Below are 23515 nucleotides of genomic sequence, written 5' to 3' on the forward strand. Positions count from 1 at the left end.
ATCGCTACCGCCGTCACGGGCTCGCGGTGACCAGCGCCTCGACCAGCTGCTCGGGTTTAAAGATCAGCTTGGTATCGAACCGCTCATCGAGCTTGTCGTCCTTATCGCGCGTGAGGGCTCGGACCCACTGTTGTTCGGTAAACACCAGGTCGCAGTAGACCGTGCGGACGGGTAGTTGCACGGCGTCGATGAAGTCGTTCGATTTCCACTTTTGATGCTGGGGCGGATGCAGGTGCTTGCTCACCCGCAGTGCGTTGGTCACCCGGCGGGTGGGGAGGGACTGAACGAGTTGGAGCAGACCTACGCCACCCAAGGTTTCCGTCACTTCCGTTGCACTGATGCCGGCGGCCGTGAGCCGATCACGGAGGGCCGGGGCGATGTCGTTGAAGTCTGAGTGGACGACCGCAGGAAGCAACTCGGCGCGCGGTACCTTCCGTCGCGCGATCTCTTCAGCGACGCTGACTTCGTGCTGTACGAACAGGTCACCCCAGTTGACTAGATCGAGTGGGAGGCCCGCGTGCGCGTGTGTGCTTGGACCTGCGCGCAGCAGTAGCTCTTCGAGCTGACGGTCGACGGGAGTCCGGAGGTCGCTGCTCTTATCTCCGGAGGTGGCCCACTCATCGGTCGGTCTCATTGAGTTGTGGACGCCGCCGGCGGTCAGGTGAGCGATGCCTCGTCCGAAGACGCGAGGCGCAGTCACATCGGTTGGCCGGCCGAAGCGGGCACGTAGGGCAATGTCGATCTCGTAATAGAGAAGTTGCTTGGGTGTGGTGATGGTGTCGAAGTCGGACAACTCAATCATCGTCTCAACGAGGCGGTTCCTGGAGCCCTCGTTGTGGTTCTTGGCTGTCTCCCAGTACCGATACAGATCGAGGGGGAACGATGCCATTTCGTGCACCCTTGCTGCACGGCACATCTCCAGCGCGTCGCGGTAGCGCTCGCCGCCGGTCCGGCCATGCGCAGCTCTGGCGAGACCGATCCATGAGAACTGATCGAGATAGACGCGAAGCACGGGACCCTCATTTCACAACAGAGCACATGCTTGAACTCGCATCCACGGACATGCTCTCCCACCTGGGCTAGTCATAACTGCACTTTCAGTCGCGGCTTCTTCATGGGCGTCCCCCGGTCCTGCGATCGCCGACAGAATCTAGGCGGACTCGCTGGCATCGCGGGCCCGGTGGTCGTTGTTGCCGTTGTCGGTGGGGATGTCGAGCAGCGTGAGCAGGTTTCCGTCCTTATCGATGCAGTCGAGTAGGTCGCGGTGTGGGATGTCATCGGTGGCGTATCGGTACCGGCGGGTCAGGAGGTCACGCATCGCGTTCTCACCGGGAGCTTCGGGCCGTCCGCGGAGGTTCCACTGGCGGGCGACTGACACCGTCTGAGTGAAGATGTGCATGTCGACGACGTCGTCGGTGAACTCTGATAGCGGCATCGTCGAGGAAGCTGATGTCTCCAGTTCGCGGGCAAGGTCGAGCGCTCGCCGGGGGTCGCCTACACCGGGCCGTAGTCCCGCGCGTTTCATCCGCCAGTTCATGGAGGTGTTCACTAGGGCGACGAGGATTTGCCAGTCGAGCCAACCATCGTTGCGCAGCCTCACCACGGTTGCTCGCCCGGCTTGATCAGACAACAGTCGTGGGAGCGTGAACCGCAGGGCCTCATTGGCAACTTCGTACCGTTCGTGGATGGCCTGAAGTGACTCATCGCGGTCATAGCCCGGACCTGTAACGGTTGAGGTCGGCAAGTGCTCACACTCGGTGGGTTGGAAGGCGTCGGAGGACGACGGCCTGCTTGCGTCAGCGCATCGGGCGTAGTGATCGTCGTCCAGTAGGGCGGCGGTCTCCTCGTAGGGGCGACCGATGGACACCTTATGAATGAGGCCGCCTCTGAATAGAGGCTCTAGGAGGTTCTGGAGTTCGTCTGGTGGGCGGACATGGACGGCGTGGAGCAGTTGGTAGCACGTCGCGAGGATCGCCCTGTTGTGCGCTTCGGGGTCCGTCAGCGAGTTCGATAGGACAACGTTGGCCAGGACCTCGGGCCCTGAGTCGTCGATGTCGATCGAGTCATCTTCTCGGCTGGCGCCGGGTCTCACGTCTACGGCGACCCGAATTGTGCTCCTGATCAGGACCGGGTTCATCGGTGCGATGTCAGCCAGGAGGACCTGGAGTGCGGCGACGAAGCCCTCGGCGGTCAGCACCGTCTCTCGGTTGTTGTCGAACTGGAAGGTCCAGCGGATGCCGAGGGCTTGGAAGTCGATGAGTCGTCTGTGGCCGACGTCGCCGAGGAGTGGGCCGGCGAGCTGCTCGGCGGCGCGAGCCTGGAAATCGTGCTCGGTCATGTCGAACCGTGAGTCGTCGTGCTCGATGACTTCGACCAACTGTTCGTACCAGTTCGTCGTCTTGTGGGCTGCTTCAATAAGTGGTTCAAGCTCGGGCCAGAATGTGCGGATGCCGGCTAGCTCCAAGGTGGCGTTGGTGTCGTGTGCTGCGAGGTCGGGGTGTTTGTCGTAGTCGAATGGATCGGTCAGCATCTGGGCGCGTGCCAGGAGTGCGACCTCGGTGAGTCGGGCTGCGTCGACCCAGGTGCCGGCCTGCTGGGCGTACTTGGCTGTCTCCAGCAGGGCCTTGGGCACGTGCGCCTGCACGTCGGTGTCGTCGCTCATCATGGCCAGAGCGGCGGCGGTGCACGCGTACATCTTGGCCGCGTACATCAGCCCGAGGCCGGCGTATAGCGAGCCCAGGTAGCGCATCGTGAGGATGGCGCCGTAGATGGTGTCCCCGTTGAACCATTGTGCTTTCGCGTTGTGCAGTTCAGCCAGAGCCTTCAGGGGCTGGCCGGCCCTCACGAATGCCATCCCACGATCGCGACATCGCTCGGCGGTGGCGGAGTCGCCCTGTACTTGGGCCAGCACGATGTCGAAGCCGTCACGGACCTTTTCGTAATTGGTGTGCCCGGAGGCTGCGGGCGCGTACATCGTGAACAGACGCGCGAGTTCGCTGGACGAGTAGGCGCGAGCCCGTGGCAATAGGTCGACCAGCTGCTCCAAATAGGACATCGCCGCGTCGAAGTCGAACAGGTGCGACACCGGCAATGCCGAGGTGTCGACGGCGGACTCGTCCAGTTGCACTCCGACGTTGGAGGCAACCGCGGCGGGTGGGGGCTTGCCGTCAGTCGTCTCGATGCGCCCCCAGTCCGGTACCAGGTGGGCGAACGCGAGTGTTCCCGTCAAGGTCGCCGACCGCACCGGATGCGTCACCGAATCGGTGGCGTCGAGTAGGTTGACGAGGTGCGATCGTAGCCGCAGCATCGCAGCACTGATCTCGGATGCCTCGGCCTTCGCGACCCCGGTCATCCACATCGTCCCCCAGTACGCGCAGAGCGTCACAGCGTCGTCAACGATGTTCGGCCGGGTGCTCGTACACGCGTAGTCGATGGCGCGACGAACCAAGTCCTCGATTCCGGTTGCGACGCCCATGCCCCGGAACCGTGCAATAGCCATCTCGTAGCACGCTCGGAACACCAGCTCGGTGTCCGCGCCGTCTGCCGAGTCAGCTAGGAACGCCCCCATGAAGTCCAACCACTCCGGCAAGTCGGCGTTCGCGTGCTCGTCCCAGGTCGCGTGTCGAAGTCCGTGAGTGATCTCGCCTTGTACCGCTGGCGTCAGGGCTACTGGTCCATGGTTGTGACGCAACCCATCGATCAGATCCGCGTACCACTGCGGTGCCGGCTCGTCCTCCGGCGTGGAGACCAGATGCGAAGGCAGTTCGAGGTAGTGCCGTGCGACCCACACCAAGTCTGCCTCGGCGAGGAACGTCGCGATGTCGCCGCCGCAGAAGATGTCCAGGGTCACTGCGTAGGACTCGCGGGCGGTCCGCTGGACGTCGTGGGTCACGCCCTCGGAGATGAGGTGCACGCTGAAGAATGCGACGTGGTCAACGTCAGCCGCATCGTTGGCGCAGATGCCGGCGAGGTCACTGAGAACCTTCTGCTTCAGGCCTTTGCTTTGGACGGTGCAGGCCACCACCACCGGCGACGTGGAGGCGGCAGCCGCGAAGCCCGCCGAGTGCGGCAGCTCGCTCGGGAGGCGGGTTGTGAACGTCTCCGCGTCTCGCTGCTGATCGCCGCCCGAACTGACGGGCCCGGTTGCGATCAGGATGTTCGAGCTGATCCGCTTCTGAGCAACCCGCGTAGCGATCTCCTCGAACCGATGATGCTCGTTCCGCGACGAGAGCTCGTCCAGGCGAAACCGGATGTACGCCTCTGCCTCAGGGATGTGCTCAGTCACAGCTCAATTCTCCCTCACGATTCCGACGCACAACGGGTGAACAGTTTTCGCACCCGGCCTGCCGAGCCCGAGGACTGACACGAGGGCCTGGGGCTGGGACTCGGGTCCACTGCGGCGGGTGTGTCGCTGAGAGGACCTAAGGAGTCGCCGCGTTGTAAGCGGTTCGCGCTTCGGTCAGCTCGGCCCAGTGGGCTTCGAGTCCGGCGAGTGTAGGGCCGACCCCGAGGCTAGGCAGAGGTTGAGAGTGGCCGTCGATGTACCGACATGCTTCCTCGAAGATGCGGTTGACGGTATCGATCGCAGCGGGAAGTGCTTCGGGCTTGATCTTGGGCAAGTTGGTCATCCGCACGTTGGGTTGATAGCGCTGCGTGACGCCCTGGAGCAGTTCAGTCTCGGTGAAGACCTCACACCAGGCGCGCACCCAGTCGTAACCCGTGCGGACCAGTGCCGCCCGCGAATCGCCGTCCTGCGACTTTGCTGCCTGGATGGTCTCGTTGATGTTCTTCTTGATGTTGTTCAAGCTGTCCCAGCGGGGTCCTGTCGCTCGGGTGACCTTTCCTTTGCCCTCTTCATCGGTGATCTGGAAGTAGGAGCAGCGCTTGGTTGCTTCCATGAGCGTAAGCAGCGTGCTGGCGAAGAAGATGTCGTGGGTGAAGACGATGACCTGTGTCGTGTCAGCGAGCGACGCGACGCGCTGCGCGACTTCGTTGATGCGGCGATGGTCGAGGCTTGAGACAGGATCATCGAAGATGACCGGCGCGGTGATTCCGGCGAGGCGCGCTTCGGCGAGGAAGTCCGCTATTGCGAGGACCTTCTGCTCTCCTTCGGAGAGCACCTTGGACGGTTTGTGTTTCCCGCTGAGGATCTTGCGGCGTTGTGCGCGCCCCTGGCGGCCGACGAACTCCACGCGTAGCGCGGGCGCACGAAGTGCCGCGCACTCTTCGTTGAAAAGCGCATCGAAGCTTTCGTTGATCATCTGGTCACTCGCGGTCTTGGCCAGTCCGGTTACAGCGCGCAGGAGCCCAGGCATGGGCTTGGCGAGCAGTATGAGCCGGTCAGCCTGCTTGGCGTCGCGTACGTGCGACTCGATGAGCGTCCACGACTTCGTCAGTTCTGCTGCGGCTTCTAGCTCGACAAGCTCCTTCTTCTTCTCGGCCAAGGTGTCAGCCCGTGTGGCTGCCTGTGTCCTCAGTTCACCGAGGGCCTGCTTGGCGGTCTCCAACGCCGAGCCGAGCGCTATCGCATCTGTGCCGGCGTGTTCGGTCGGCGCTGTGCTCACGGCGGAAGCGGCGAGAAGCTGCTCGGATAGCTCCGCGATGGTGCTCAGGGTCCGGTCAAGTTCAACGTGGAAGTGGGGCTTGTCCTCGGTGCCTGCGTACTCGTCGGCGAAGGTAGAGACGTCGTTGACCTGGATCGAGGTGACCGGTTCTGTAAGTGCGTGGAGCCGCGCCTTTGAAGCGGCGATGTCAGTGGTGATCTTGTCTTCGAGGTATTCGGAGTACTTGCCGATCAGCGATCGCGCCGCTTCGTTCAGAGGCTGCCGACAGTACAAACACCGATCGGCGTCGTGTGCTCCGACCGCGATGAGATGTGCTTGGTATGCCTCGCCGGCCTCGATGAACGTGCTCCAGGTGTCGTCGGGCTCGGCCGGCAGGTCGGCTGCCTCGAACAGGGCGCCTCGGAAGGCGCGGTAGTCCTCTTCAAGTCCGTGGAGGGTGTCGCGTTCGCGGCCGTATGCCTCCACGTTGAAGTCAGCCATCACGGTGGCCGCGTTGGAAGCTTGCGTCAAGACGCGTTCGACTCGCTGTTGCAGCTTGATCTCAGCGCTGATGGTGTCCGCCTCCAGCGCAGCGACCGTGCGGCGCAGGTCGCCGATACGTGTCTCGACGTCTGGATCGGAGTCGGCGAGCGACCTCAGGTGTTCCAGATCAGTGGACGCTCCCAGGGTCTCGATGAGCGGGTAAACCGCGGCAGTGCGTGGGAAGCGAGACAGAAGCCCTGTGGACCCAGATCGTAGGCCTTCGACGGCCTGGTCGATGTGGGCTTGTACCGACTTGATGCCTGCGATGACGTGATTGAACAGTGCCAGGGCTGCTGGCACGTAGACGTACTCAAGGTCGTCATCGACGTGGAAGCTGACAGAAGGGCTGTCGAAGATCGACATCCTGGTGAAGGGCGCGACGCCCTGTTGTCCGGTCCAGGTGTAGGTCTTCGTCTCAGTGCCGAGCGTATAGCCGACAAGTGCTGATTGGTGCTGCGGCGATGCCGCCTCGATGTCGCCGAGGATCACATCGGCAGTGCGGCTCGCCGCGAGGGCTTTGAAGATGCGGGAGTACCCCGTCTTGCCCGTGCCGTTCTCTCCGAACAAGATCGTCAGGCCGGCATGCGGCTCGATGACTCCGCCCTCTACCAAGGCGTTGACACCAACGACATCGGAGAGCGAGGTAAGGGTCAACGGCTCGATCGCCTCATCCTCGCGTTCGAGGGTGACCAGCGGCTCCTCCGTGGGGAGTTCGCGGGTATCGAAGGCTTTCTCCTGACGAAACAGGACGTACGCTCCGGATTGCTCCTCGCTTCCGAGCGGCCCGCCGCCGTTGAGGACGTGCCTCACGATGTAGCAGACCCACTCGTCGGAGGTGTTCGCCCCATTCGCTGAGCAGGTCGCGCGGGTCTACCCGTTGAGGTGGCGTCGCGTCTGTCACCGTCATCCTCCCTCGCCGCGAGTGCGAGGTCGGGAGCGACCGTGCTACTCAGGCTCAATTCTAGAGCGACCGGCAGACGCGCGAAGGGACAACCAACGCACCGATAGGACGTGCTGGTTCGCGGCCTGCCTCTGGACCGCCGCGAGCCTGACTACGCACGCGGATCAAGTGAGGCCCGTCCCGGCGAGGACTACCGCGCCGCGACGTAGATAATCGGTTCCTCCTGGCGCAGAGTCCGGCTCAGGGTCTCACGTGTTCGATCCCGGCGACGTGCACCAGCCTCTCGGAGACGGGCGCGGAGCACGAGGATGAGGCTGACCGGTCCCATGATGATGAACTTCATCGCGTTCCACACCGCGCACAACACGACCAGATGCGGGCATCGTCAGCGAGGGCGTTGGTGCAGATGCTCGCGATCAGCAGGTAGGGCACGGCGAGGAGCATCGCAGGGATGCCCCACTTCAGGTTGGGTCGGCGGCGGATCGCGTCGAGCAGCCGATCGGTCGGCATGTAACGGTGCAGGTAGTAGCGGGTGTGGGCGCTGAGCGTCCAGATCAGGCGGATCATGGCGGGCCACTCGTCACACGTGTCTATCCGTCGAGGAGGCAGTACGTGTATGAGCGCCCAAGCTGGGCCTTCCCGAAGGACCCGAAAATGAGGAGAACCTGCCTCATCCACTAATGTACGCCCGAGCAGCGACAGACGGAACCCCTCGCTTCGGCGCGAGCACTATAGGAGCATCGACGAACGGCGATAGTCATACACAGGACGGAAGGGGCAGACGCCTCCGTCGTTTGTCTTCTCCGAGAGGCAGTCCGGTCGGCCGCGGCCGCTTCCGTAGAGCAGGGGCACGTGCCGCTCTGGCATTCATCCCGCTTCGTCCTCCAACCAGTCCGTGGGGATTAAGGCGACACCGTTTCGCCAGTTCTCGATGACTGCGTCTTGGAACCAGTCGTCTGCGAGGTTCGCGTGATCACACACAATGACTTGGAGCTCACCGGCAAGCGCCGCTACAACATCTCGCATCAGCGTGAATTGTCTCCGCACTGCTTCCCAGTCGGCGTTCTCATCCTCAGCAGCATCAACGACCTCTTCGGGGAAGAAGGCCTGCGTCGGCTGATCGAACATGAGGAACCGCGGAACAGGTCGACCGTTCGTCGCGAACCAGTGGTGAAGGGCGAGGTGAGCGACGAGGTGGTAGCCGACCCAGTTCTCGGCGCTTCCCATACGCCCAAGCGGGACGCGGCCTCCAGGTCGCTGAACAGCTACGGTCAGCTCGACTGGGTCAAGGCGGACGTAGTGCTCGGAACCTTCTAGCTGAAGGTAACGCGCATAGTCCGTCATCAGCTCAGATACCGAGTCGATAGCGGCGCGAAGAGCGGTGGCAGGATCGTCGCGCTCGCTAATGTCCTCCAGCCGCGCGAGTTGTCCGCGGTATCGGCGTTCAGCGTTTCGCAGTTCAACGAGGTCAGCAGCGATGTCGACACCTCGTTCGAGTTCTTGGCTGACCCGGCCTTGGAGGAATGCGATTCGCTCGCGTCGTTCACGGCCCGCTGCGATCGCGGCTTCTTGTTGAGCAACGGCATCGAGTTCAACGACGTTTTCTCGGAGTGCCTCCACCAGCGGTTCGCGGCTCGCCTCCAGACGCTCGATTGTCGCTTGGCGTCGAGAGGACACCCCCTTCGATGCTTCGAGGCGAGTTTCCAGAGAGTTCAGAAGCGCTCGCAGCTCATCGATGGTCTCATCTGGGTGGTCTAGACCTTGGTCGCACAGCGGGCAAACGGCTACGTCTCCGTCGGTCAATGCAGACTTCGGGACGAGTAGGTTGAGCGCGCGAAGCCTTTCAGTCTGGTATCGACCTTCGGTCTGCGAGTCACCCTGTTCGTCTTGCAACTTGCGAAGCAGTTCGAGTTGATCGTCAACTTCACGGATTCGAGTCCGGATCGTTCGTCCTTCTTCCGCGAGTTCTCTCCTGCGGCGCGATTCTTCCGACACTTCGGTTGACAAGCTATCGGATCGATAGGTCAAGATGCCTTCCAGCATCGCGCGCATTCCTTCTCTGGCGCCGATTCCTGCATCAGCAGGCAGCACGTCGAGGCTGACCGCAGACTCAATCAGGTGGGTGACTCGGCTGTCCTGCTGATCGAGGTCGGCTTCCGCGGCGCGGATGCTGTTCTGCGTTCGTTGCAAAGTTCTACGTGTTGCGACGAGCTGGCGCCGCAGGGCGCTTTGCTCAGGTGTTGCTGCACCGAGGAAGTACGGAAGTGTGTCGCGGATCGTTGTCTTGATGTCGTTCTCCACCTGTCGGTGAAAGAGCACGTCACGACTGGCAATCTCCCCTTGATTCTGAAAGCAGTAGAAGAGTGCCTGTCGGACTGAGACGTCGAAGGGTTGTCTCAGCGAGCCACCCTCGGGGTCGATGGTGAAGGACTCGATTCTGAGCCGCTCGGTGAGTGTGTCTTTCACGACCTCGGTGTCGGCGTTGACCTCGAGTTCGTTGAATGTGGGGGCAGCGAGGTCGAGACCGCCTGTACGGACCATGGCCCGGTGGGTGCTTGCGCCTTCCGGGTTCGGTCGACAAATCAGAACGCGTTCATCCGCGAACTGGACGATCACGTAGTACCAGGAAGCGTGATCGCTAATGACCCCGGTCGGGATTGTGACCGTGTTTCTTCCGAGACAGTATTCGACGATGTCGAGTATGGCAGACTTACCGGTCTTCGATTTTCCAGTCAGAATATTCAGGGCGCCCGGACGGAAGTCGACGTCACGACGTCTCCCCGACTCGTTGAACACTCCCAGGGACACGATGTGCACGATTAGCCTCCGATTCCGAGTAGTTCAAACGCCATGTGCGTCTCGATGGCGTTGAACCATTGTCCGCAAAACCGTGCTGCTTTGACAGAATCGCTCAGTTCTGTGGGCCATTGCGACGTGGCACTTTTCGGCCTAGCGAGCGCAACAAGGTTGGTTCCGTCAAGTCCGAGTCGCCTCGCGCGGAGGCCGTGGCGGATGGCTCGTTTGGTTGGCAAGGCCATGTTCGCCACTCGATATTCCATGTCCGCGAGCAAGTCGTGATTTCGTACTGCCCAACGAGCGAGGGTGATCCGTCGATCACGGGGCAGACTGTCTCGTGTCTCCGGGTGCAGAGTGAGCGGCAAGATGAGGTAAGCAGCGGGCCACGCGAGACCGGTAGTGCCTTGCTGGGCTTTCGCCCAGCAGGCGTTGACAAGCAGCTCCGAGGTGAGGACGGTGTTGAAGAGTGCCACGGCCTCTGGCGGGCGGGCTGGAGGTGAAGCCGGCGCTTCAGGTAGATGAGACATGGCTAAGCATCTCCTCCAGCTTCGACTCGAATTCGGGATGCCAGCCAACTCGATACCCCAGCTCACCATCGGCGAGTGCGTGGAACATTCCGCGGTTGAACCAGGGCTCGTCAAAGCGGTCCCGCAGACGGGCCCGCGACTCTCTTGCCATTTCGTCTAGGATTTCTTGGCCGACGACGTCGTGGTCAGTCCGACCTTCCCGTTTCATGGCAGCTACTCGCGAGTCGAAGGTTTGCTCCCACTCGTCGTGAAGGCGAAAGGCGAACCGGTCAAGTTCAGTCTCGGCTAAGAGTTGGTGACGAAGCCAGAATGAGCGCTGAGTGAAGGACCGGTGATAGTCCCGGATCGCTTTCCAAAGACGGTTGTTTTCTAATGCGATCCAGAGGAGCTGCTGCACGAAGGGCCGATCCTTGTATAGATCGGAAATAGACTCATCATGCTCTTGCATGACGGCCGGGTCGATGGGCAAGGTGTCACTCTTAAGTTGGTCTGCAATCTCTGTGACTTGCACGATCAAGTCTTGACCCGTCACCGTTTCCAGCGCTCTGCTCAAGAGTTGCACCGAGACACCTGACCACCATCCTTTGAGAAGGTGGAGAAAAACTTCGTCTCGCCCAGTCGGATATGCATACCGGAAGGTTCGGACCAGTTCCTTGTCGATATCGGTTGCCGGCAGCGATCCATCATCGATGATGATGCGGTCTACCAGCTCAACCCTGCTGATTTCGTCGAGTTCAAGGAACTTCTTGCGCCACTTATCGGTGGTCTTGCTCGTCGATGTTCTTGCCGCATCTAGCAGTTCCTCGAGGGCTACAGAAGTGTCGCGGATGTCCCCGGCACGGAGGCGGATCAGCCCCGACTCTTCACTGAGCGTCCGGGTGGTGACTAGGCGTAGAACGAGCGTTTCGGATGAAAGCAAGTCCATCCAGACATTCAGAGTTCGCCAGAGGTCAACTGATTGAGCTGTGAGCGGACCACCGCCGCGTGTGTGATGCTTCGTCTGCAGAAGTTCAGTAGGTGAACCTGCACTATCGAACTCGATATCATCCAAGGCTTCGAGCCGAAGCTGAGCCGCTGGCTCTGAAGTGGCACGTCTCCCCAGTTCAACGAGTGCCCACATGCATTGGTGGACGTATCCGAGGGCTTGGCCAGCAGCGCTATGCGACGACTCCTGCGTCAATGCGTTCACCTCCTGGGGCACAGTCCATCATTGGTCTGACCCTACCGTCACGAGAGTGCGGAGACCCCTGGTCGGCTCGCGGGGCGAGCTGTAACTCGGTGAGCCACGGATTCGAGACCGAGCACACCCTGCCCGACGAGATACCCCGCCCCGGAGGGCCGAGTACCGTAGTTCGAGCCTATCAACGCCTTCGGGTGCGTCCCGCCCTCTCTGAGCTGCGCTAGAGCGTTCGTCCCTGTTCTCTGCGCACGACCTTGCGCTCCGCGCGGGCACTGCTCCCGCGAGCGATGTTGCCCGCTCGCTCAAGTGCACTGCGGGCTCGGGCAGCGTCGATCTTCTGTGCGGTTGTCACGGCCGCCGTGCCCAGTGGTGTGTCATCGGTGATGCCATAGCGGTCCCGGTAGACAGCCACAGTGCGGGCATAGCGTCGCCAGGGATCACCAGGTGGCGTCCCAAGTGGCTTCGTCCACGTGGCCCCTTCGTCGAGACCGGTATCGAGCACGGCGTCTGCTCGCTGCTCGATCAGATCGCGTCGTTGATCGAGCGCTTGACGCATGTCGGCGGACACCTGGCCGCGGGCCTCGGGGACGAGTCCCGCGATCAGCCGGGGTGCCTTGCGGGGGCGTCCCGAGCCGGCCGGGCGCGCGGTGGCGCGGGCCACCCGGTAGTGCAGGACGGAGGCGATGTCGTCAGCATCTGCGAATCCACGCGCGGCGACGAGGCGCGGGAGCAGGGTGTCGAGGTTGTGGTGGTTGGCTTCGGCGCGACGGAGTTCCGCGGTGAGTGCCCCAAACGCCTCGGACTCGATCGCGGTGTCGGCTTGCTCGGCAGTCAGACCAGAGGCACGGATGAGGGTAGCCCAGCGGTCTCGTTGCGCTGCCGCGGCGATGGTCTCGTACTCGGGCGGCGAGCTGTGCGATCGAGCCCCACTGCTCCTGTTCGACGGTGATGGTCTCGTGTACGGACAGCTCGGCCCCAACGTGTTGCAGGACGTCTTACAGTACGGATCGGCCAGTGGCGTCGCGATTGTCGCCCGGATGCGGGCTAGCGTGGTCGTCGGCCCGGTCGAGGACTACGTAAGCGCGGTTGGCGTGCCTGCCGCGGGTCATCGCGACGTAGAAGTTCTCCCCCGTCGTGGTTGTCTCCACCAGCACATGCGCGGTGTCGACGGTGACCCCCTGCGCCCTGTGGGCGGTGACTGCGTAGCCCAGCTCGGCGTGATCGGCCACGTAGGCGGCGGGAAGGACGATGGAGCCTCCGAACCGGCGGCCGGTCTTGCGGATGGTGACCGAGCCGTCGTCGCGGACGCCGGTGATGGTCCAGGTGTCTCCGTTGCGGACCCAGTCCTTGCCGCTGCGCAGGCGGCGGTCGTTGCGGCGGGTGATGATCGTGTCCCCGACTCCCGCGGTGGTCCCGTCAGAGAGTTCCACCTCCCTACTGGGCGTCAACTTGCCGTCGAGGATCAGATCGGCGCGGGCGCGCTGGTTGATGGCGGTCACGTCGTCGCGGGTCTCGGCGACCAGCACTGAGACCAAACCGCGTTCCCGGTCTGCGCGCCACGCGGCGTATGCGACGTCGGCTATGGCTTCGGCGTCGCCGTCGCGGATGCGGTCGTGGTCGAGGTAGGTGTCGATCACCTCGGTGCGCCCGTGTCTGAGCGCGAGGGAGGCGGTCTTCTCCCACTTGTTGGTGAAGCGATGGACGTCAACCAGCTCGGGCGCATCGTCCCGGTCACCGACGAGGAGACCGAACGCGCCGCCTGCGTCCACGGATTGGAGCTGGGCGTAGTCGCCGACCAGCAGCGCCTTCGCGCCGGCTCGTTCGGCCAGGTGGGTGATGCGGTCCAACGAGAGGGTTCCGGCGAGGGAGGCTTCGTCGATGATGACGAGCTGACCGGCCTCGAACCTCGTGCCGTGGATGAGGTGGTTCTGCCACCACTTCGCGGTGTTCTCGGTCTGGATACCAAGGTCGTCGGCGAGCACCTGCGCGGCCACCGCTGACGGTGCGAGCCCGACGACCGAGCCCTTGCCGTGCTCGGTCTCCCACACACGGCGCAGCGCATTCATGGCGGTGGTCTTCCCGGCACCCGCCGGTCCCATCAGCACATCGAGGACACGGCCGGATATGGCGATCTTCATGAGCGCGTCGGCCTGATCCTCGCCGAGCATCCGCCCTTCACGATCAGGCTTCGTGGTGATCTTCTCAACTGTCACCACAGGCACAGTGGGTGCGGTGAGAGTGCGGGAGCGGTCGAGCAGTCGGTCCTCGGCGGCCAGCAGCAGCTCGGAGGAGAACACGGTCGAGTGCTTGGGCCGGAACACGCTGGTGCCGTCTACCCGCCGGAACGCGGCCGGGCTGGTGGCGAGGTCGGGCGGCGTCAGCCGGAGCGAGGCTTGTTCGGCGCCGTCGGCGATCATCGCGACGACGGCTTCGCGGTCGTGCATGGTGGCGAAGCGCCAGCCCATCGTCTGCCGGGACGCCTCGGCCATTAGATTCCACCGCCGCCACGTGGACCGCTTCTCACCCACCACCCCGACCACCGACGTGCCGAGTTCGCCGATCGCGTCCAGCGGTACATCATCGGCTCGCAGCAGAAACGCCTTGTCGTTGTCGGTGACCGCGCGCCCAGTCGGTGGCGTCCTGGCCGAGCACGCCCACGGCACGGGTGCGCCATTCGGCGGTGAGGTCGGCCAGCGACCGCACCTCCTTGTCGGGACGTGTGGTCAGGGTGGCTTGGCTTGGGCACGGAGTTTGATGACGGTCGCTGTGGAGGGTTGGCGGCCGTGCTTGGCGACGTACTCGGCGATGAGTCTGTTCTTCTCGGCGTCGATGTGCCGGGCACGGGTGGAGAACTCCTGGACCAGCTCCTCCGGCACGGTGCTGATCGCCCATGCCGGGTTCCGGTCCCGGCCTATGTCGCGAGGCTCCCATTCGACGCCGAAGGTGCGGGTCATGTGGTCGGCGAACACCGCCTCGTGCGGCTCCGACAGGGCGACCACCGCGGCGTGCATCGGACGACCATCCAGACTGCGCCATTTGCCGTCGAAGTCGGTCTGGACCTTGTTGCTGATGACGAGATGGGTGTGCAGGTGGGGGTCCCAGCGCGGGAGTCGAAGTGATCGAACGCCGTCGCCACCAGCCCCGTCACGTCGACCTGTGCAACCGCTCCGTCGCCGGCGGTTGCGCCAGAGCGGGTGGCTGCAACCTCGCGCTCCATGAACGCAACCACCTCCGCAACCGCCGCATGGTGCGCCTCACCGATCAACGCCTGCGTGCCCGCGTCGGCAACCGCCCACAACGCCGAGGCGGACTTCGGAACAGAGAAGGTGAAGTCGAAACCCGCCACCGCCCGGCGCCTGCCGCGTTCGGCCTCCTCGGCCTCGATCTGCGCGACCGCCTCACCCTTCGCGCCCGGACTCATGTCCGGGTCGAGGTCGGCGATCCGCGCCTCGATCCGCTCCGGCACCGACTTGTAGGCAGGGAACGCATGACCGAGCGGGTCGCCGGTGATCGGATCACGGCCCATCCCCATCAAGAGCTGGAGCTGGGCCTCCGACACCCGATCACCCACCGCGAGCTGACCCCTGCCGAGTGAGACGACGCCGGACCCGAGCCACTGGCCCGGTGGCGTGCCCGCCTCCACGTAGTAACGCGTCAACGGCGTGGACAGCGCACGGTCGCCGTCCGCGGCCGCGACCGTGCGCAGCAGGTACTTGTAACCATCGCCCGCCGACATCACGCGCATCGAAACCGTCACCACGCCACCGCCTCTCGACGGCCAGGTGAGCGGGCGCTGACCACGCGAATGCGCCGTCAACTTTGGTTGACACCTCGACCTTTGTAGGAGACCGGGCACAGCCGCGCCGAACGCCGCGCCACCGAGACCCCCGAGACCTACCGCGACCCCGGCACCGCCACACCCGATGGCGCGGTGGGTGTCGCAACCCCGTTGGTAGAATGAACGTGCAAGCCTCGCTCATGCGGGGTGTTGTGGTCCTAAACCTCACCCGCACGGGTGGGCAACACGCAAAACCGTGACCCCGTCGGGTCTCGCCTCACAGCCACATTGATGGCTGCTCTCACGATCAGCATCCCCTCCCAGCTTTTTGGGAGCGCGAGGGTCGAATCGTGTGAGAGTGAAGGACCCGATGACCACCGATACCGTTTCCGATCCGGCGGCCAGTCTGATCGAACCACCGATCAGCACGGCTGTCGCCATCTCTTACCTGCGGGTCTCTACCCGCGAACAGGCCTCCAAGGGCGGGACCGACGAAGGCTTCTCCATCCCCGCCCAGCGTGAGGCGGTGCGTCGCAAGGCCGACCAACTCGGCGCGGCGATCGTGGAGGAGTTTGTCGACGCCGGAGCCTCGGCGAAGTCCGCCGACCGGCCCGAGCTGATGCGGATGATCCAGTACGTCAAGGCCAACAAGGTCGCCTACCGCATCGTCCACAAGGTTGACCGGCTCGCCCGCAACCGCGCGGACGACGTGACCATCCACCTGGCCCTCCAACAGGCCGGGGTGCTGCTGGTCTCGGCCACCGAGAACATTGACGAGACCCCCTCGGGGATGCTGCTGCACGGGATCATGTCCACTATCGCGGAGTTCTACTCGCGCAACCTCGCCACCGAGGTCACCAAGGGCATGACCCAGAAGGCCATCGGCGGTGGCACCCTCGGCAAGGCACCGATCGGGTACTTCAACGTCCGCATCCGCGACGACCAAGGACGCGAGGTCCGCACCGTCGAACTCGACCCAGAACGCGCTCCCCTGATCGAGTGGGCGTTCAAGGCCTACGCCTCGGGGAACTGGACCGTCAGCCAGCTCCACGACGAGTTGGCCTCACGCGGCCTGGTCAGCCTGCCCACCCCGAAGCGGCCCTCGAAGCCGCTGGCGGTCTCCTCGGTCCATCGCCTGCTGATCAACCCGTACTACAAGGGCGATGTCGTCTACCGCGGCACCCGCTACAAGGGCACCCACACCGCGCTCGTCGCCCCCGAGGTCTGGTACCAGGTCCAGTCCGTGCTCACCGCTCACAAGACTGCCGCCGAGGCCACTCAGGTCCACGACCACTACCTCAAAGGCACGATCCACTGCGGACAATGCGGATCGCGGCTGATGTCTCCAACGCCAAGAACCGCCACGGCAACGTCTACTGCTACTTTGTGTGCTCCGGTCGGCACTCAAAACGCACCGATTGCACACGCGGAGCGATCCTGATCGCCGACGTCGAGAAGCTGATCGAGGACTACTACACCCGCGTGCAGATCAGCCCCGCCCAGCGCGAAGCCCTCTCCGGGATGCTCCGCCACGAGTTCGACCGGCTCATGGCCGCCGAAACCGACGAACTCGAACGCCTCACCACTCACCGAGACCGGCTCGAACACGAACAAGACCGACTCATGCACGCCCACTAGGCCGACGCCATCCCGCTACCCGTCCTCAAACGAGAACAAGACCGCATCCTCGGCGAACTCGACGGCCTCAACCGGCGTATCGACGCCCACCACGGCGACTACGCCGACGCCCGCGCCCATCTCGACGATGCCCTCGGACTTCTGGCTAACTGCGCCGACATCTACCAGCGCTGCGACGACGCCAACCGACGACTGTGCAACCAAGCCTTCTTCACCAAGGTCTACATCGACGAAGACGACGAACTCCGCGTCGAGAACAACCGGCCCTTCGAGATGCTCCTCGACCCCGAGGTCAACGCCAACGCGCTCAACTGGACCCAGAACAGCGACAAGGCCCGAACCCCAGCCAACGATGCCGTTGGCAAGGGTTCGAGCCTTGTGCGCGGGGTGGAGCTAAGGGGACTCGAACCCCTGACCCCCACACTGCCAGTGTGGTGCGCTACCAGCTGCGCCATAGCCCCGTGTTCAGTTGTGCAGCCCCTTGAGGGGCGCTAGCTAAATTACCCCAATCGGCGAAGCGCGGCCAAATCGTCAGGTCAGGACCCCGGCGGGAGTCAGCTGGAGGGTCCGCCGGTGATGAGCTCGCCGACCCAGGCGTCGCCGTCCAGGATTCCGGTGACGGGCGATCCGGCGACCAGCACGGTCGGTGTGGCGACCTGGCCGTTGTTCGAATTGCTCAGCTGCTGCTGCGAGGCCTCCCCCATCTCCGTGGCCTCGGCGACCAGCGCGCCGTCGGCGATGCAGGTGCGCGCCTCCTCGGTGGCTCCGGCCTGCCCCGCCAACTCCGCGATCTGCGCGTTGCTCGGATCGTCGTCGCCGCCGGCCCGGGCGAACAGGTCCGCGTGCACGCGGTTCCACACCTGCACGTCGCCGTGCCGCGCGACGCACAGCAGGGCGCCGGCGCCGCGGGAAGAGTAGCTGCCCGACGGCGACTGGTCGTCCATGAAGGTGAGCAGGTGATAGCGCACGCGGAGCTGACCCGCCTCGGCCGCCGCCGCCAGGGCAGGCCCGGACTGCGCCTCGAACTCCTTGCAGTGCGGGCAGGTGAGGTCTTCGAAGACGTCGACCGTCGTGGACGCACGGGGGTTGCCGACGATGAACGAGGCGTTCTCGGCCAGCACCTCATCTTCGACCGGCGGATACGACTTGTTGTTGCTCCACACCAGGCCGCCGATGATCAGGGCCGCGACCACGGCGGCGACGCCGATCAGCACGTACGTCGACGTGCTCGACGTCGCCTTCGGCGTGTAGCCGGGGGCCTGTTTGGGCTCGGGCGCCTTCTTCTTGCTCACGCGCTCGACTCTAGCGGCAGTCAGCCGGCCAGGACCGAGTCGACCAGCTGCTGCGCCTCGGCCTGCACCTGCGCCAGATGGTCGGGGCCCAGGAACGACTCGGCGTAGATCTTGTACACGTCCTCGGTGCCCGACGGCCGGGCTGCGAACCACGCGTTCTCGGTGGTCACCTTCAGACCGCCGATGGGCGCCCCGTTACCGGGCGCCGTGGTGAGGATCGCGGTGATCGGCTCACCGGCCAGCTCGCTCGCCTGGACCTGATCGGCCGACAGCGCCGCCAGTTTCGCCTTCTGCTCGCGGCCGGCGGGCGCGTCGATTCGGGCGTAGTCGCTGGACCCGTACTGCTCGGCCAGTTCGGCGTACCGCTGCGAGGGCGTCTTGCCGGTCACCGCGAGGATCTCGGCGGCCAGCAGATCCATGATGAGGCCGTCCTTGTCGGTGGACCACGCCCGGCCGTCGCGCGTCAGGAACGACGCCCCCGCGCTCTCCTCGCCGCCGAAGCCGATGGTCCCGTCGGCCAGCCCGTCGACGAAGTACTTGAACCCCACCGGGACCTCGATCAGTTCACGGCCGATCCCGGCGACCACTCGGTCGATCAGCGAGGACGACACCAGCGTCTTGCCTACCGCAGTGCCGGCCGCCCAGTCGGGCCGGTGCGTGAACAGATAGTCGATGGCCACGGCCAGGTAGTGATTCGGGTTCATCAGCCCGGCGTCGGCGGTAACGATGCCGTGCCGGTCGGCGTCGGCGTCGTTGCCGGTGGCGATGTCGTACGACTCGCGCTGGGAGATCAGCGAGGCCATCGCGTTCGGCGACGAGCAGTCCATCCGGATCTTGCCGTCGGTGTCGAGAGTCATGAACGCGAAGGCCGGGTCCACCTCCGGGTTGACGACGGTCATCTGATCGAGCCCGTAGTGGTCCTTGATCGCCGACCAGTACGCGACGGAGGCTCCGCCCAGCGGGTCCGCGCCGATCCGGATCCCCGCCGCGGCGATCGCGTCCATGTCGACCACCTCGCGCAGGGCCGCCACGTACTCGTCCAGGAACGGATACTCGGTGACCAGCGCATCGGCCCGCGCCTGCGCGAACGGGACCCGCTTCACCTCGCGCAGCCCGCCGGCCAGCAGTTCGTTGGCGCGGGCGGCGATCGCCTCGGTGATCGAGCCGTCGGCCGGTCCGCCGCTGGGCGGGTTGTACTTGAAGCCGCCGTCGGCGGGCGGGTTGTGCGACGGCGTCACCACGATCCCGTCGGCCAGGATCCCGGGATGGTCGGCGTTGTACTTCAAGATCGCGCGGCTGACCGCCGGTGTCGGGGTGAACTGGTCGTCGACCGCCGTCATCACCGGCACGCCGTTGGCCACCAGCACCTCCAGCGCGCTGCGCCACGCCGGGATCGACAGCAGGTGCGTGTCGAAGCCGATGAACACCGGTCCGGCGATGCCCGCGGCGGCCCGGTGTTCGACGATCGCCTGGGTCATGGCCAGCACGTGATCCTCGTTGAACGCACCGTTCAGGCTGCTGCCCCGGTGTCCCGACGTGCCGAACACCACCTGCTGGTCCGGGTCTGCCGGATCCGGGGTGATGTCGTAGTAGGCGCGCTCGGTCGCAGCGACGTCGATCAGGTCCTCTTCGAGCGCCGGTGTGCCGGCCCGCGGGTGTGCCATACCTCCGCATTCTGCCACCGGTCGGCGACGGCCGGGCATGCCTTAGGGTGCTGACCATGCGCTCCCCCAAGCTCGCGGTACTGGTACTCCCGGGCGGCACCGACTTCAGCTACCGCCCGTTCTCGCGCACCCAGGCGTCGGCGCTGCGCATGTACCCGTTCGGGCTGTCGATCCAGGCGCGCTTCGGGGCCGCGGTCCGCGTCCATCAGGCGTCCTACCGCGTCTACGGCTGGAACGGCGGCCAGGCCAGCCCGATGCCGTACGCGCGCGCCGCCCTGGACCGGCTCACCGCCCGCTACCCGGACACCCCCGTCGCCCTGATCGGCCATTCGATGGGTGGCCGGATCGTCGCCCAGCTCGGCGCCGACGAGCGCGTGAGCGACATCCTCGCACTGGCCCCGTGGTGGCAGTTCGCCGATTGGCGCGCGATCCACGACGGCGCGCGAGTGCTGGCCATCCACGGCGAGAACGACACCGTGACCCGTCCCCACCGCACCGCGAAGGGCATCGCCGAACTCGCCGCTCGCGGCCTGGAAGCGGAGTTCGTCGCCGTACCCGGCGGCGGTCACGCCATGCTCGACCACCTCGGTCTGTGGCACGGCCGGACCCTCGACTTCATCTCCGGCGCCCTCACCCGGCGCTGATCGCCCGGCCGCCCTTCTCCCGCCGTATGGTGTCGCCATGACCCTGGTGGCACGCGGGCTGTCCCGCGCATTCGGCAAGCACCCGGCAGTCGTTCACGCCGATCTCACCCTGACCCCGGGCCGGATCACCGGACTGGTCGGCCCGAACGGCGCGGGTAAGACCACGCTGCTCCTGCTCCTGGCCGGACTCCTGAAGCCCGACGGTGGAACCATCACGCTCGACGGCGCACCGGCCGGCGACGGCCCCCTGCGCGCCGCGTGCGGGTGGATGCCGGACGTCTTCGGCACCTGGGATTCGCTGACCCCGCACGAGATCCTGGTGACCTTCGCCCGCCTGTACGACATGCCCGCGCCCGACGCCGCGGCCCGCGCCGACGAACTGCTCGCCCTGGTCCACCTGTCCGAGCACGGCCGCCGCCCGGCCAGCGAGCTGTCCCGCGGACAGAAGCAGCGTCTCGGTCTGGCGCGCGCCCTGGTGAACCGGCCGCGCCTGCTGCTGCTGGACGAACCCGCCTCCGGTATGGACCCGCGCTCGCGGATCGAGCTGCGCGATCAGCTGCGCGCCGCGGCCCGGGCCGGCGCCGCGATCGTGGTCTCCTCGCACATCCTCACCGAGCTCGACGAACTGGCCGACGACGTCGTCCTGATGGTCGGCGGAACCACCGAGCCCGCCGGCCCGACCACCGCGAGCTGGCGGGTCCGGCTGGCCGGCCAACCCGAGTCGGAGGCGCAGCTGGTCGCCCTCGACGACGACGAGGCCGCCGCTGCCCATCTGGCGGCACTGCTCGCCGACGGCCTGCCGGTCGCCGAGTTCACCCGCGTCTCGTCCGGGCTGGAACAGGCGTACCTGCAACTGCACGCGGATCGGACCTGACATGAACCTCACCGCCGTCCGCGTCATCACCGTGCTGGAGCTGCGCCAGCGAATCCGCTCGACCCGCTGGAAGTGGTCCGCGCTGGCCCTGTTCGCACTCATCAGCGCCATCGTCTTCGCCTCCCTGTACCTGGCCACCCTCGATTCGGGCACCTACACCGAGTGGTCGCGCGAGCTGCTCACCATCGCGCTGGGCACCGTGCTGTTCGTCGGCATGATCGGCGCCCCGGCGATCAGCGCCGCCACCATCAACGGCGACCGGCGCGAGGCGACCCTCGCCGTCGTCCAGGCCACCCCGATCACCGCCTGGGAGCTGACCCTTGGCAAGTTCCTCGGCGCCTGGCTGGCGTCACTGATCTTCATCGTTCTGGCCTCGCCCTACCTGATCTGGGGCGTGGTGTCGGCCCCGAGCTCCATCGGGTTCTCGATCCTGGCGATCGTCGTGACCGCTCTGCTGCTGGGCTCCTACTGCGCCATCGGCCTCGGCTTCTCGGCACTGTCCACCCGTCCGACGGCCTCGACCATGTTGACCCTGGCCACCGTTCTGCTGCTGTTGGTGGGGCTGCCCGCCGTCTTCGGTCTGGCGTTGCCGTCGACCCAACGCGAGTACACCGTCGTCGCCGCGGACTATCGGTGGGAACGGTCGCCAGCCGACTCCGATACGGCTCCCCGGTCGACCTGCGTCGACCGCCCGCAGCAGCGCACCTTCACCCACAGCGAGCGGATCTGGTGGCTGCTGACCCCCAACCCCGTGCTCATCGTCGCCGACACACTGGCCGCCGGGACTCCTGAGACACACCGGTACTGGGGCTTCGGCGGGTCACCGTCGGTGCCCCAGGACGGTGCCCGCGTGCTGTCGGGGGCGCGCAGCGGGGAGATGATCGCCGCCGCGCGGTGCGGAGACGGCGACTTCTGGCAGATGCGGGAACGCTACGAGAGTCGCTTCGTGGGCCGCAACTGGTACATCGGCCTGCTGTTCACCGTGGCCGTGGGCGCGGCCGGGCTTCTCGTCGCCGCCCGGCGCCTGCGCATCCCCGCCGGGAAGCTGCCCAAGGGCGTCCGGGTCGCCTGAACGGTCCCTCCCGAGCGCAGCACCACCGAAGCGGGCCCGATCCGGCATCGAATCGGTGTGGCGCCGCTCGCCCGGGGGGGGCTGCAGTCAATTCCGTGTGACGGCAGGACAATTCTCGGGCGGAAGTATTAGGCTCGACGCCATGGGTGAAATCAGCAAAGTCATCGTGCTCGGCACCGGCGTTCTCGGCTCACAGATAGCTTTTCAAACCGCCTATTCCGGTTTCGAGGTGGCGGTGTACGACATCACCGACGAAATCCTTGAAAAAGCAAAGAACACGACGTTCCCGGAGCTGGCGAAGACCTACCTCAACGAGGTGAAGGACGCCGACCAAACCAAGGTCGACGCCACGCTGGCACGCATTTCCTATCACTCGGACACGGCCACCGCTGCCGCCGACGCCGACATCGCGATCGAGGCGGTGCCCGAGGTGCTCAAGATCAAGCAGGAGACCTTCGGCAAGCTCGACGAGGCCGCACCCGAGCACACCATCTTCTGCACCAACTCGTCCACGCTGCTGCCCAGCGACATCGCTCCGGCTTCGGGCCGACCCGACCGGTTCCTGGCGATGCACTTCGCCAACCGGGTCTGGCAGTTCAACACCGCCGAGATAATGGGCACCCCGCAGACCAGCCCCGATGTGTTCAATCAGGTGGTCGAGTTCGCCAAGCAGATCGGCATGGTTCCGATCGAGATGCACAAGGAGAAGGCCGGTTACGTCCTCAACTCACTCCTGGTGCCGTTCCTCGGCGCCGCCGCCGAGCTGGTCGCCGGCGGGTACACCGAGCCGAAGGACGCGGACGAGGTCTGGCGGATCGCGACCGGCGCCCCACTGGGACCGTTCCAGATCTACGACATCATCGGACTGAACACGCCGTACAACATCATGATGGCCGGCGATGCGGAACAGCAGAAACTCGCCGAATGGCTCAAGACGAACTACATCGACAAGGGTTACCTCGGCGCCGCCAGCGGCCGCGGATTCTACGACTACAAGAAGTAACCGACTCGCCGTTTTCGGCAGTATCTAAGAATCCCCGGAATTCACGGGGTTCTCCTATCG

At 65.0% G+C, this 23515-nt stretch carries 18 protein-coding genes, 1 tRNA gene and 1 pseudogene; 5 read left to right on the plus strand and 15 right to left on the minus strand.

From position 1 onward, the window contains the following. Positions 1–13 precede the first annotated feature (13 nt). The 10 genes and pseudogenes from ABD732_RS08735 to mobF all read right to left on the minus strand — a co-directional run bounded on the left by ABD732_RS08735 (position 14) and on the right by mobF (position 15235). On the minus strand, positions 14–1012 hold the full coding sequence (locus tag ABD732_RS08735; protein WP_344782670.1) for a hypothetical protein: 999 nt from the start codon (positions 1010–1012) through the stop codon (positions 14–16). A 138-nt stretch (positions 1013–1150) separates the two neighbouring features. Continuing rightward, positions 1151–4285: a hypothetical protein gene (locus tag ABD732_RS08740; protein ID WP_344782672.1), complete on the minus strand. Its 3135-nt coding sequence runs from the start codon at positions 4283–4285 to the stop codon at positions 1151–1153. Between the two features lie 136 nt (positions 4286–4421). Continuing rightward, positions 4422–6896, minus strand: a complete 2475-nt coding sequence (locus tag ABD732_RS08745; protein ID WP_344782674.1) for an AAA family ATPase — start codon at positions 6894–6896, stop codon at positions 4422–4424. A 430-nt stretch (positions 6897–7326) separates the two neighbouring features. Further along, positions 7327–7554 carry a hypothetical protein gene (locus ABD732_RS08750; protein ID WP_344782676.1) on the minus strand — a complete coding sequence of 76 codons (228 nt, stop codon included), beginning with the start codon at positions 7552–7554 and terminating at the stop codon, positions 7327–7329. 300 nt (positions 7555–7854) lie between these two features. Next, positions 7855–9804 (minus strand): DUF3732 domain-containing protein, encoded by a 1950-nt coding sequence (locus ABD732_RS08755; RefSeq protein ID WP_344782678.1) that lies wholly within the window; start codon positions 9802–9804, stop codon positions 7855–7857. Between the two features lie 2 nt (positions 9805–9806). Further along, a complete protein-coding gene (locus ABD732_RS18755; RefSeq protein ID WP_425553011.1) occupies positions 9807–10379 on the minus strand; it encodes a three component ABC system middle component in 573 nt (190 codons plus the stop codon). Beyond that, a complete protein-coding gene (locus tag ABD732_RS08760) occupies positions 10294–11361 on the minus strand; it encodes an ABC-three component system protein (RefSeq protein WP_344782680.1) in 1068 nt (355 codons plus the stop codon). Before ABD732_RS08760 ends, ABD732_RS18755 begins: the two co-directional genes overlap by 86 nt. A gap of 349 nt (positions 11362–11710) precedes the next feature. Next, positions 11711–12469 carry a hypothetical protein gene (locus ABD732_RS08765; protein WP_344782682.1) on the minus strand — a complete coding sequence of 253 codons (759 nt, stop codon included), beginning with the start codon at positions 12467–12469 and terminating at the stop codon, positions 11711–11713. 16 nt (positions 12470–12485) lie between these two features. Further along, positions 12486–14153 carry an ATP-dependent DNA helicase gene (locus tag ABD732_RS08770; RefSeq protein ID WP_344782684.1) on the minus strand — a complete coding sequence of 556 codons (1668 nt, stop codon included), beginning with the start codon at positions 14151–14153 and terminating at the stop codon, positions 12486–12488. Positions 14154–14213: 60 nt separating this feature from the next. Continuing rightward, positions 14214–15235: pseudogene (mobF, locus tag ABD732_RS18760) on the minus strand (MobF family relaxase). A 403-nt stretch (positions 15236–15638) separates the two neighbouring features. On the opposite strand from mobF, the gene ABD732_RS08785 reads away from it, so the two are divergent. Then, positions 15639–16709, plus strand: a complete 1071-nt coding sequence (locus ABD732_RS08785; protein ID WP_344782686.1) for a recombinase family protein — start codon at positions 15639–15641, stop codon at positions 16707–16709. On the opposite strand, the gene ABD732_RS08790 is transcribed toward ABD732_RS08785, so the two are convergent. The 5 genes from ABD732_RS08790 to pgm all read right to left on the minus strand — a co-directional run bounded on the left by ABD732_RS08790 (position 16673) and on the right by pgm (position 19862). Next, positions 16673–16903 (minus strand): hypothetical protein, encoded by a 231-nt coding sequence (locus tag ABD732_RS08790; RefSeq protein ID WP_344782687.1) that lies wholly within the window; start codon positions 16901–16903, stop codon positions 16673–16675. The genes ABD732_RS08785 and ABD732_RS08790 overlap by 37 nt on opposite strands. A gap of 18 nt (positions 16904–16921) precedes the next feature. Beyond that, positions 16922–17110: a hypothetical protein gene (locus ABD732_RS08795; protein ID WP_344782689.1), complete on the minus strand. Its 189-nt coding sequence runs from the start codon at positions 17108–17110 to the stop codon at positions 16922–16924. Between the two features lie 184 nt (positions 17111–17294). Beyond that, positions 17295–17367, minus strand: a tRNA-Ala gene (locus ABD732_RS08800). Positions 17368–17460: 93 nt separating this feature from the next. Beyond that, positions 17461–18198 carry a DsbA family protein gene (locus ABD732_RS08805; RefSeq protein ID WP_344782691.1) on the minus strand — a complete coding sequence of 246 codons (738 nt, stop codon included), beginning with the start codon at positions 18196–18198 and terminating at the stop codon, positions 17461–17463. Between the two features lie 20 nt (positions 18199–18218). After that, complete coding sequence (gene pgm, locus ABD732_RS08810; RefSeq protein WP_344782693.1) at positions 18219–19862, minus strand: phosphoglucomutase (alpha-D-glucose-1,6-bisphosphate-dependent); 1644 nt, start codon at positions 19860–19862, stop codon at positions 18219–18221. 56 nt (positions 19863–19918) lie between these two features. Between pgm and ABD732_RS08815 the strand changes: the two genes are divergently transcribed. From ABD732_RS08815 to ABD732_RS08830, 4 genes are all read left to right on the plus strand, one after another. Continuing rightward, positions 19919–20506, plus strand: coding sequence for an alpha/beta fold hydrolase (locus tag ABD732_RS08815; RefSeq protein WP_344782695.1), 588 nt, complete (start codon positions 19919–19921; stop codon positions 20504–20506). Positions 20507–20543: 37 nt separating this feature from the next. Beyond that, positions 20544–21380, plus strand: a complete 837-nt coding sequence (locus ABD732_RS08820; RefSeq protein WP_344782698.1) for an ABC transporter ATP-binding protein — start codon at positions 20544–20546, stop codon at positions 21378–21380. 1 nt (position 21381) lies between these two features. Then, entirely contained in the window at positions 21382–22452 is a 1071-nt protein-coding gene (locus ABD732_RS08825) for an ABC transporter permease (RefSeq protein ID WP_344782700.1), read from the plus strand. Between the two features lie 142 nt (positions 22453–22594). After that, entirely contained in the window at positions 22595–23455 is an 861-nt protein-coding gene (locus ABD732_RS08830) for a 3-hydroxyacyl-CoA dehydrogenase (RefSeq protein WP_344782702.1), read from the plus strand. The last annotated feature ends 60 nt before the right edge of the window (positions 23456–23515 follow it).

Source organism: Gordonia caeni, assembly GCF_039537105.1.
Taxonomy (GTDB): Bacteria; Actinomycetota; Actinomycetes; order Mycobacteriales; family Mycobacteriaceae; genus Gordonia; species Gordonia caeni.